This is a genomic window from Pseudomonas sp. 58 R 12 (assembly GCF_900005865.1).
Lineage (GTDB): Bacteria > Pseudomonadota > Gammaproteobacteria > Pseudomonadales > Pseudomonadaceae > Aquipseudomonas > Aquipseudomonas tritici.
In genome coordinates this window covers 1-11,217 of record NZ_CVTP01000004.1, presented here as the reverse complement: position 1 = coordinate 11,217, position 11,217 = coordinate 1, and the positions used below count along the sequence as shown (strand labels likewise).

6 protein-coding genes are annotated in these 11,217 nt (G+C 59.9%); 3 read left to right on the top strand and 3 right to left on the bottom strand.

Translation table 11 applies throughout. The features are described from left to right. The 3 genes from BFP95_RS01965 to BFP95_RS01955 form a co-directional block, all read right to left on the bottom strand. A partial coding sequence (locus tag BFP95_RS01965; protein ID WP_139115286.1) for a DUF6531 domain-containing protein occupies nt 1–3,531 on the bottom strand: 3,531 nt, incomplete at its 3' end. Between the two features lie 134 nt (nt 3,532–3,665). Continuing rightward, entirely contained in the window at nt 3,666–6,749 is a 3,084-nt protein-coding gene (locus BFP95_RS01960) for an efflux RND transporter permease subunit (RefSeq protein WP_065873236.1), read from the bottom strand. Between the two features lie 2 nt (nt 6,750–6,751). Beyond that, nucleotides 6,752–7,858 carry an efflux RND transporter periplasmic adaptor subunit gene (locus tag BFP95_RS01955; RefSeq protein WP_065909111.1) on the bottom strand — a complete coding sequence of 369 codons (1,107 nt, stop codon included), beginning with the start codon at nt 7,856–7,858 and terminating at the stop codon, nt 6,752–6,754. Between the two features lie 101 nt (nt 7,859–7,959). Between BFP95_RS01955 and BFP95_RS01950 the strand changes: the two genes are divergently transcribed. The 3 genes from BFP95_RS01950 to BFP95_RS01940 all read left to right on the top strand — a co-directional run. After that, entirely contained in the window at nt 7,960–9,165 is a 1,206-nt protein-coding gene (locus BFP95_RS01950; RefSeq protein WP_065873234.1) for a multidrug effflux MFS transporter, read from the top strand. A gap of 76 nt (nt 9,166–9,241) precedes the next feature. After that, nucleotides 9,242–10,108, top strand: a complete 867-nt coding sequence (locus BFP95_RS01945) for a pirin family protein (protein WP_065909106.1) — start codon at nt 9,242–9,244, stop codon at nt 10,106–10,108. Nucleotides 10,109–10,420: 312 nt separating this feature from the next. Further along, the coding region (locus BFP95_RS01940; protein ID WP_065909028.1) for an IS110 family transposase at nt 10,421–11,217 on the top strand (797 nt) is incomplete at its 3' end.

Sequence of the window (11,217 nt, the reverse complement as noted above, 5' to 3'; positions counted from 1 at the left end):
CGGGTCGTGGCCGAAGCGTTCCTGCTCGCCTTGGGAGTGATCGGCTCGGGTCAGGCGGGCGAGGGGATCGTAGTGGTAGTGGTGTTCGCCTTTGCGGGTGTCGAGGAGGCGGGTGAGGTTGCCGGATTTGTCGTAGTCGTATTGGCGTTGGTAAAGGTAGTGTTCCTGTTGGGTGACGGCGTGGGCGTGCAGGCGTTGCTGATCGTCATAGTGGTAGTGGCTGATCAGTTGGCCTTGTTGGCGTTGCTGTTCCTGGTCGGCTTTGAACAGGTGCGAGGTGAGGGTTTCACCGTTCAAGTCGACAGTGGCTAGATGGCCGCCTTTATCGTGGTTGAAGGTGAGACGGTTGTTATCCGGCAGGCGCAGGTTTTTCAGCTGACCGCAGGCGTCATAGCCATAGCGCAACGTGCCCCAGCCTTGGTGTTCAGCGGTAAGGCGGTTTTGCGGATCGTATTCGTAGGCCAGCGCCCAGTGGCCGTCGTCGACGCTTAGGAGATTGCCCTGGCGGTCGTAGGCGTAATCGACGATGTTGCCGTCGGGCAGGGTTTTTCTTACGAGTCGTCCGGCGTGATCGCGCTCGTAGCGGGTGACTAGCTGACTGCCATCGTCGCCGTGTTCGGTCTTTTCCTGAAGGTTGCCGTTCAGGTCATAAACGTAAGCGGTGCGCTGGCCGTCAAAACCAGTTTCTTGTTGGATCAGGCCGTTGCTGTGATACTGGAACCGGTAGGTTTCGCCGACTTCGTTTTCGATCTCGGTCAGCAACAAACGAACGTTGTCGTAACGGTATTTGACCTGGGTGCCATCGGCGTTGATGCGGCGGCTGATCAGGTGCAAGCCGTCGGCATATTCGTAACGGGTGACGTGCCCCAGTTCATCGCGTTCGGAGGTGATTTTTCCGTAAGCGTTGTAGGTATATTTACGCGTGTCACCACTCGGCAAGACGATTTGGACTAATCGCCCAACGTTGTTCCACTCGAATTGTGTGAGCGCGCCGTGCTCATCTTCTTGGGTGGTTCTCCGCCCAAGGTCGTCATAGCGATAGCGCTTGATTCCGCCATTCGGTAGCAGCTCTTCAAGCAGTTGTCCGCGTTCATTCCACACCAGCCGCTGACAGCTGTGATCGGGATACCAAACCTGCGTCAGTTGTCCCTGTTTGTTGTAGCTGTAGTCCGTGGAATTACCGTCTGGATCGGTCCTGCGCGTTACGTCGCCCTGGTCATTGCGCTCATATTTCCAAACCGCCAGACCCCGCCTTACAACCCGTACGAACCCATTCTCATGCTCGTAGGAAGTCGGCTCATCATCCCCCGGAAACAACGCCACCAAGCGCCCAGCTTCGTCATACTGATACGCCGTCACCGCCCCCAGCGGATCCTGCTCAACCGTCAGCCGGCCTTTGTTATCGTAGGATTTGAAATGCTCAGCACCATCCGGATCCACCCGCTGCACCAGCCGCGCCCGCTGGTCATGCACGTAGACTTCCTGGCTGCCATCGGCGTTATGAACCGTGACCTGCCCGTCGTCATCCCAGACATACCGCGTGTCCATCTGCGAAAAGCTCGCCCAATGCCGGACACACCGCGCCGCCTTGCCAGACCTTTCCCACGCCCAAAAGAAACTCGCCCCACCGGCCAGTACGCGCTCAAGAATGACGTGCTGTTCGTCGTACCGATAAACCTCACTTTCACCTACAGCATTGGTCGCTGAAATTAACCGCCCGGCACCGTCATAGGCGTAGGAAACAACGTTTTGCTCCGTCACCCAGACAAACGGACCGTCATCCACCGCCCGCTCAACCTGGTAATCGACCGCGACAATGCGGCCCGACGCATAGCGCAAAAACAACGAGCGCCCCACACCGTTATCCAGCCGCTCGATCTGCCCCAGGTAGTTACGGAAAATGCGCAGCCGGTTGTCATATGCATCGCTGATCGCTGTCAGCACACCGTCGCGGAAATGGTAGAAACGTGACCCTTGAGACAGCACTAACTCATCAGGCAACGACCCCAGGTAGATCGCCGCTTCGGCCAGGCTGTTGGTGATCGCGGGTCGAGAAACAGACGGCAAGGGCAGGGTAGTCGAGCGATTCTCATGATCCGTCCAAACGACCGAATCACCAGAAACACTAAGTCGATGCGCCAGCGAGTGACTCCAGCCAAACCCCAACCCGCAATCCACTTCCACCGCACTGGTGCGGTACAACCGGGTCCATTCAAACGGCAAGATCCCATCGAGCGCACCATCGGTCAGCGTCAGCAATTCCTCCCCGGTAACCATCGATACCGGGCAGCCATTGGTCGCGGTCTTATCCGCAGAAGCCGTCGCATCCCCCGCCGGATTTTTCGAACCAACAGGCACATCGTTCACAGGCTCCTGCCGCACCAACACCGTCCGCTGGGCCTTGTCCCGAACCATCGGCACCGGATTGGAAACCACCTGATCCCCAGCCTTCAACGGCACATCCGGAATCACCTTGATCGGCGTCCCGGCGCCCCCCAGTAACAGCGGCTTGGCCGCTTCAACATGCTGTTCCAACCGCGGCCCGACAAGCTGATCAGCCAACATCTCCAGCCATTTGCGTACCCGGCCGGACTTGATATGGCCTAACACCTGCGTACCCAGGCGCACGGTGACACCCATGGCACCCGCTACCCTCACCAGCAGCAGCGTGATCAACACCTCGCCGGTAATTTCGCCCATCACTTCGTTCATTTCTTGTGGCGGCAACATCCGTATCCAACTGGATATCGCCGACAGGTAGATGAACATCAGAGGCTCATCGCTGACCACCAGCAGACCACGGGCCAGGGTGTCTTTGCCTAGTTTCAGCAGTTCATCAAGTTCGGTCTGGGAGACGTATTGCAGCCACTTCTCACTGTTGGCCCGGATATCCGCCAGCAGGTCGTACAGTTGTGTGAAATTGTCCCAAAGGCTGTAAAGCGCCTTACCCATTCCCTGAAGAAATGCCTTCTCCAGCATCCTGCGTTGATCAAGCGGGTTGGCGTCTGTGTAGTCTTTCCACTGGGCTTCGAAAGTGCTTTTCCACTCGTTGCGCAGGCGAACTTCCAACGCATCAATCACCGATTGATAAGACGCATACAGCGCTCGGACATGATCGTTGGAAACATTGGGGTAAAAGCTGACCCGATACTGCTGGTTACGCTCACACTCGTTGATTTCGAGAATGCCGCTCGGGCCGATGGTCTTGTGAACAGGCTCGCCCAGTGGGCCGCCGTTGGGATCGACGCGTTGCAGCATCACCGGCGTGTTGCCGATGGGCACGAATCGCGTGCTTTGAAACATGTGCACCAGGGTTAACGTGCCGTTGGCCTGGCAGGTAGCGGTGGTGGTACTGGGATAAAGAGAACGGTTGATCGGCGCGACCAACGCTACCTCATCCCCAACCTTGAACACCTGCTCGATATCCAGCGCGGAAAAGCTCCAGAAGCTTTCCGCCCAGTCATCAAACGTGTTCAGGCATTCACGGAAATCGAGAAAGACGGCCTCGACATCGACCGTCTTCACATCCATTGGCGTCAGGGCCAGCCTGCCAATGGCCGGGTTCAAGAAACAGCTCCAACAACAGAAAAGTCCATCTGCAATCCCTCGCACTGTGTATTCAGGCGAGGGACTTTGCAGACCTTTTCTGCGGAGGGGAGTAGAGCTTATCCGGCGGTTATGTGGGAAGTTTCGACAGCTTTCGTCTTCTCTCGCCCAAGCACCAAACTGCACAGCGCCGGCAAAAACAACAGCGTCAACACCGTCCCCACCAACACTCCGCCAATCAGCACAAAGGCCAGGGACGACCAGAACACCGACAACGTCAGCGGAATAAACGCCAACGCCGCCGCCAATGCGGTCAAAATCACCGGCCTGGCGCGGCGCACCGTGGCTTCGATGATCGCCTCGCGAATCGGCATGCCGTGGTCCTGGTTCTGACGGATCTGGTCGGTAAAAATCAGCGTGTTACGCATCAGGATCCCGCCAATCCCGATCAAACCCAGGATCGCGTTGAACCCGAACGGCTGGTTGAACAGCAGCAAGGTCGGCACCGCACCGATCAATCCCAGCGGCGCGGTAGCGAAGACCATGAACATCACGCCGAATGAGCGCACCTGAAACATGATCACCGTGAGGGTCAGCAAAATCATGATCGGGAACAGCGCAGCCAGGGCGACGTTGGCCTTGGCGCTTTCTTCGACCGGGCCGCCGATGTCGATCTGGTAACCGGCGGGCAATTTCGCGATCAGCGGTTGCAGGTCTTTGTAGACGGCCATTTCCACGTCGGGCGGTTGCACGCCGTCGATGATGTCGGCGCGTACTTCCACGGTGGTCGCGCGGTCGCGGCGCTTTAGGATCGGTTCTTCCATCACCGCCTGGAAATGCCCGACCTGGGCCAGCGGTACCGAGGTGCCGGCGCTGTTGGTCAGGGTCATGTTGTTGAGGTTGCCGAGGTTCTCGCGCTGGCTGCCCTGGGCGCGCGCAACCACGGACACCGTGCGGTTGCCTTCGCGCACTTCGGTGATGGGGTTGCCGCTGAGCAAGGCATTGAGCTGGGATTTGACCTCGTTGGGGGTGAAGCCGAGCAGGCGCAGGCGGTCCTGATCCAGTACCAGGCGATAGCCGCTGGTGCGCTCGCCCCAATCAAGGAAGGCGTCCTTGGTCATCTTGTTAGCTGCGACGACCTTGCGCACGTCTTCGGACACGCCGCGCAGTACGTCCAGATTCGGACCTGAAACACGGAACACCACCGGGAACGGGACGGGCGGGCCGAACAGCAGTTGCGTCACGCGGACCCGCGCCGAAGGAAACTCACCGGCGGCAATTCGCTCGCGCATGCGCACTTTCAATGCGTCGCGGGCATGAGAGTCCGGGGTCTGAACGATCAGTTTGGCAAACGCCGGATCGGGTAACTCGGGGTTCAGCGACAGGAAAAAGCGTGGCGCACCGCCGCCGACATAGGTATCTACCATTGTGGTTTGCGGCTCTTGCAGCAGCGCTTTTTCCAACTGTGCGGCCACCGCCTCGGTGCTTTTGAAGGCACTGCCGGGCGGCATGTACACCTCGAGGATCAGCTCGGAACGGTCGGAGTTGGGGAAAAACTGCTTCTTCACCACACCCATGCCCAGCCCGCACAGCACAAACGCGGCCACCACCAATCCGGTTACCAGCCAGCGCTGACGCACGCAGGCTTCGACCAAACCCCGTAGTTTCTGGTAATAGCGTCCGGCGTAAATCGCGTCGTGGCCGCCGGGCACCGGTTTGATCTGCGGCAGCAGCTTTACGCCCAGATACGGCGTGAACACCACCGCCACCAACCAGGACGAAATCAACGCAAAGCCGACGATCCAGAAGATATTGCCGGCATATTCCCCGGCACCCGAGCGCGCAAAACCCACCGGCAGGAAGCCAATAATCGTGACCAACGTCCCGGTCAGCATCGGTGCGGCCGTAGAGCTCCAGGCAAAAGTAGCGGCATGAATGCGGTCGAAGCCTTCCTCAAGCTTCACCACCATCATCTCGATGGCGATGATCGCGTCATCCACCAGCAAACCCAGGGAAATGATCAGTGCGCCCAGGGTGATGCGGTCGAATTCGCGCCCGGTGAGCAGCATGATCACAAACACCACCGACAAGGTCAGCGGCACCGCTGCCGCCACCACCAGGCCCACCCGAAAGCCCAGTGCCAACAGACTGATCAGCATCACCACCGCCAGGGCGACGAAGAATTTCAGCATGAATTCATTGACTGCCAGGCTGATGTTTTTTGCCTGGTCCGAGACTTTGGCGAAATTCACGCCCAAGGGCAGGTCGGCCTGGATTTTGGCCTCCTGGGCCTTAAGGCTTTTGTCCAGTTCCAGGCCGTTCCAGTGCTTCTCCATGATCACGCCGAGCATCAACGCCGGGTCGCCCTGGTGGCGAATGCGGTAGCTGGGCGGGTCTTCATAGCCACGGCTGACGGTGGCCACATCGGCGATGCGCAACACGCGGCCATTGACTTCCAGCGGTACGTTTTCGATCAGCGACAGGCTGTCGAAAGCCCCGTCGATACGAATATACGCGCGGGCGCCGGCGGTCTCGACAAAGCCCGAGGGCGCTACCGCGTTCTGCGCGGCGAGGGCGGCAAAGATCTGGTCCGGCTTGATGCCCAGGGTCGCCAGGCGCTCATAGGAAAACTCGACAAACACGCGCTGCGCTTGCTCGCCGAGGATATTGACCTTCTTCACCCCCGGCAGGTTAAGGAAGCCCTGGCGCAGTTCTTCGGCCATCTGCACTTGTTGCCGATGCGGCAAATGCTCGGCCTCCAGGGCATACAACGCGAAGTACACATCGGAATATTCGTCGTTGAAGAACGGCCCGATCACGCCGTTGGGCAATCGCGCCGCTTCATCGCTGAGCTTTTTGCGGGTCTGGTAGAACAGGTCCGGGACGTCGCTGGGGCGCGCGGATTCCTTATAGGTCATGCGCATCGATACAAAGCCCGGTTGGGCGATGGTCTCGACACGGTCGTAGTAGTCCAGTTCCTGCAAGCGTTTTTCCAGGCGGTCGGCCACCTGTTCCTGCATTTCCTGCGCCGTCGCGCCGGGCCAGGCGGCGGTGATGGTCATCACCTTGACCGTGAACAACGGGTCTTCGGCGCGTCCCAGCTTGCCGAACGAGAAGACCCCGGCCGCAAGGATCGCAATGATCAAAAACAGCGTGACCGCGCGGTGTTTGACCGCCAGTTCGGAGAGGTTGATGCCGCGCATACTCAGTTGTCCTGTTTGCGGTTGAGGGCCAGCACTTGCGCAGGCAGCAGGCGCACCGCGTCACCGCTGTGCAGCAGGTGCGCGCCGAGGGCGACGATGATCTGGCCGGGCGTCACGCCGCTGTCGAGCAGGGCGTCTTCCTGGCCAAGACTGGCGACTTTCACCGGCGCGAAGCTGACCTTGTCATCCGCGCCGATCAGCCATACGCCAGTGCCTTGTCCCGAATCCTGCAGCGCGCCGATGGGCACCCGGGTTTGCTGCGCCTGCCCGTTGCCTTGCAGGCGCACGGTGATGGTGGAGCCGAGCGCAAACCGGTCGACGGCGCCATGCAGTACATAACGCGCGCGGTAGGTGCGGGTGACCGGGTCTGCGCTGGCGGACAGTTCGCGCAGGGTGGCGGTCACCGCCTGGTCCGGGGAGCCGAAGGGAGAGGCCAGGGCTTTCTGTGAAGCCTGGGCGCGGCTGTTTTCCGGCAGGTTGACGATGGCTTCGCGGGCGCCGTCATGGGCCAGCCGCGCGACGATCTGCCCTTCGACCACCACCTGTCCTCGGTCCGCTCGTACGTCGGTGATGATGCCGTCGCCATCCGCCTTGAGCACTGAATAGGTGCGGCGGTTTTCGATCTGGCTGGCGTCGGATTGCGCCGCGGCCAGTTCCGCTTCAGCGACGCGCAGGTTGGTCGCCGATTGGTCGAAGATCTGCCGCGATACCGCACCGGTACTGGCCAGGCGCTGGTAGCGGTTTTCATCGTCGCGGCGCTGGCGAAGTTGCGCCTGGGCGGCGTTGACGCGGTTTTTAGCCGAGCGCAGGGCCAGTTCGAAGTCACCGATGTCCAGCACCAGCAGGGTATCGCCACGGGACACGTGCTGGCCCGGATCGACCTTGCGCTCGATAACCTTGCCACTGACCCGAAAGCCCAAGTCGCTTTCGGTACGTGCTGCCACCACACCGGTATAGGCGCTTTGCTGGGTGCCGGCGGCTTCGACTTTGGCGGCCAGGACCGGGCGCGGCTGAGGCACTTCAGCAGCCGTGTCGGCCTGGCTGTTACAGCCACTGAGAGTGATCAATAGCGCCAGGGGCGTGAGAAGACGCAGGGGGAGAGGGTGCATGGCGGGCTCCGGGGTAACCATAGGGCAAAAAATTATGGACATAATTTTTCGCTCATATTATGGTCGAAATATAAATTAATCCAGCCCCCCGGATGCCTCGCATGACAAACGCCCCGGTCCCATCGCGCAGCTTGTTGTTTTTACTGGTGGCCCTGACGGCACTGGGTGAGGTTTCGACCCAATTGATCATCCCCGGCCTGGGGGCCATCGAACAGGCATTGGCAGCGCCAACGGGGTCGGCACTGATGTCACTGTCCGCATTTGTCGCCGCTTTCGGCCTCGGGCAACTGCTGTTCGGCCCGCTGTCGGACCGCATTGGCCGGCGCCCGGTGCTGATCGGCGGCCTCGTGCTGTATGTGCTGGCCACCTTGTCGATGTTGCTGGTCCACGACATTCATCAGTTCATCGCCGCCCGCGTGCTGCAAGGCCTGGGCGCCTGCGCCGCGTTGGTTTTGGCGCGCACGGTGGTGCGTGATGTGTGGAAGGCCGAAGCCGGCCCGGCCCTGGCGCTGACCATGATCGGCATGCTCTACGCCATTGTGGTGGCCCCGATGGTGGGGGGCCTGCTGATTAAATTGTTTGGCTGGCACGCGCCGATCCTCCTGGCGCTGGCGATTGGCAGCGTGGTGTTGCTGTTGGCCTTGCTGTTCTTCCGTGAGAGCAACCATCACCTCGATCCCAAGGCCGGCCACTGGCGCACCCTCGGCGGGCAATACCTGGATCTGCTCAAGGGCCGCCAATATCGAGCATTCGCCGTGGCCCTGGCGTGTACCTATGGCGCCATGTTTGCGGTGATCGCCGGTTCATCCGCGGTGTTTATCAACTTGCTGGGCTTCAGCAGCCTTGAATACGGCATCAATTTCGGCCTGATCGTGTCGATGCTGATCGTGGGTTCCACCTACACCCGACGCAACATCATGCGTCTGGGCCCGCAGCGGATTGTGGCGATGGGCGTGACAATGGTGGCCATTGGCGGGGTGTCGGCGCTGGTCATCTATGCGCTGTTCGGCCTGTCGGTCCTCGGCCTGGACATTCCGATTGCCCTGGTGACCCTCGGTGGCGGCCTGGTATTACCGGGCTCGGTCACGGGCGGGGTTATGCCCAACGCGCATCGCGCGGGTTTGGCTGCTGGCTTGATGGGGTTTGCGCAGATGTTCGGTGCGACCTGCAGCGGTGTGTTGTTGAGCCAATTGCGCGATGGCAGTGCCGCGCCGATGATCATTATCCAGGCGTGCTTTGCGGTGGCGGCATTCGTCGCGTTTCACCTGCTGCGTCAGCGCCAGGCCAAGGGATTGTCCTATACATAGGACGAACAAGGTCGCTTTTGCCGGCTAGTCTTCAAGCGTTGGCAGACTTATGGTGTAGGCACTTTGGAGGTACACCATGAAAAAACTTATCGGCATCTACACCAGCCCCCGCGCCCATTGGGTCGGCGACGGCTTTCCGGTACGCACACTGTTTTCCTACGACAGCATGGGCAAGCACATCAGCCCATTCCTGTTGCTGGACCACGCCGGCCCGGCTGATTTCCCCCCGACTGAACAACGTCGCGGCGTCGGCCAACACCCCCATCGCGGTTTTGAAACCGTAACCATCGTCTACGACGGTGAGGTCGAACACCGCGATTCCACCGGCGCCGGCGGCAAAATCGGCCCGGGCGACGTGCAATGGATGACCGCCGCCAAAGGCATTCTCCACGAGGAGTTCCACTCCGAAGCCTTCGCCCGCAGCGGCGGTGCGCTGGAGATGGTGCAACTGTGGGTCAACCTGCCGGCCAAGGACAAAATGGCCGACGCCGGTTACCAGACCATTGTCGACGGCGACATCCCGGTATTGCCACTGGCCAACGACGCCGGGCAACTGCGCCTGATCGCCGGTGAATTCGCCGGCAGCCATGGCCCGGCCCGCACCTTCACGCCGATAGACGTGTGGGACGTTCGCCTCAACGCCGCCAAGCCAGTCACCCTGGACCTGCATGAAGGACGCAACACTGCACTGGTAATTCTGCGTGGCACGGTGCTGGTCAATGGCGAGGAGGTAGCGCGTCAAGGGCAATTGGCGTTGTTCGAGCGCGCTGGCAGCCAGCTCAGCCTGGAGGCCAGCGACGACGCCAAGGTCTTGCTGCTGAGTGGCGAGCCTATCGACGAGCCGATCGTGGGGCATGGGCCGTTTGTGATGAATACCGAGCAGGAGATTCATCAGGCGTTTGCTGATTTCCACGCAGGCAAGTTCGGGCAGATGCACGCCTAGGGAGCGACCACAGCTCTAATGTGGGAGCGGGCTTGCTCGCGAATGCGGAGGATCAGTCAAAGATATTCCAACTGAACCACCGCATTCGCGAGCAAGCCCGCTTGTGTCTTGAACCAGGCTTAAACTGAAGGTGAGAGCGGTGAGTGACAAGCTGAATGCCCGAAGTGCTTAAAGCACGTGTGGGAGCCCATGCTGTCACTCACCTCTCCACTCTGGTCATTGAGCCCGAACAGTTGAACGAGCCCACCTCGAACAGTTACAAGCGTGGGCCAAGCCAGAGCGCTCTCACCTTGAGTGTAAGAGGATTTGGCTATGTTTTCCTATCCAGCAGGTATTGATGTCTCCAGCGGTAGCCTCGAGATTCGGGTTGATCAACTGGATGTAGCGATGAGTTGTTCCAATTCGCAGAGTGATTTTCCTGGGTTAATTGGATGGCTAACCCTGCATCGCGTGGGTCGAGTGTTGCTGGAGGCCACTGGCGGTTACGAGCGCAAAGTCATGAAAGCGCTTCAAGCTGCGGGCTTTGAAGTCATACGGATCAACCCTTGCCGAGCCAAAAGCTTTGCCCGGGCTATGGGGCAACAAGCCAAAACCGATCCGATAGATGCACGCCTTCTTGCGCAGTTCGCAGCGGTCATCAAATCGCCCGATAGCCGGGTTACCAGCGCCGAGCAGGATGATTTGCGCGCCCTAGTCCAACAGCGAGAGCACTTTGTTCAGCAAAGAGATGACGACAAACGGCGGCTTAAAACGGCCTCCTCTGACGTGGTCAAGCCTGCGCTGCAGAGTCATATCGACTATTTGCAAAAAGTGCTGAAGGAGCTGGAAAGCCTGATCCGCCAAAGTACAGAACGTCTGGATCGTAAAAAAGTAGCCCTTCTGTGCTCAGTCAAAGGCATAGGACTTGTTACAGCGGCCAGCTTGATGTCCTATCTTCCGGAGCTAGGCGAGGTGGGTAGACATCAGATTGCAGCATTGAGCGGCACTGCGCCCTACAACGACGATAGCGGCAAGCACAAAGGCAAGCGTCATATCAGCGGCGGCAGGTTCGCCGCGAGGCGCTCACTGTATATGGCCTGTTGGTCAGTGATCCGGTTTCAGCCTGAGTT

What these genes read in the sequence shown, in the direction of transcription:
- BFP95_RS01955 (WP_065909111.1), bottom strand. Translation starts at nt 7,858, where the DNA reads ATGCACCCTCTCCCCCTGCGTCTTCTCACGCCCCTGGCGCTATTGATC.
- BFP95_RS01945 (WP_065909106.1), top strand. Translation starts at nt 9,242, where the DNA reads ATGAAAAAACTTATCGGCATCTACACCAGCCCCCGCGCCCATTGGGTC.
- BFP95_RS01960 (WP_065873236.1), bottom strand. Translation starts at nt 6,749, where the DNA reads ATGCGCGGCATCAACCTCTCCGAACTGGCGGTCAAACACCGCGCGGTC.
- BFP95_RS01950 (WP_065873234.1), top strand. Translation starts at nt 7,960, where the DNA reads ATGACAAACGCCCCGGTCCCATCGCGCAGCTTGTTGTTTTTACTGGTG.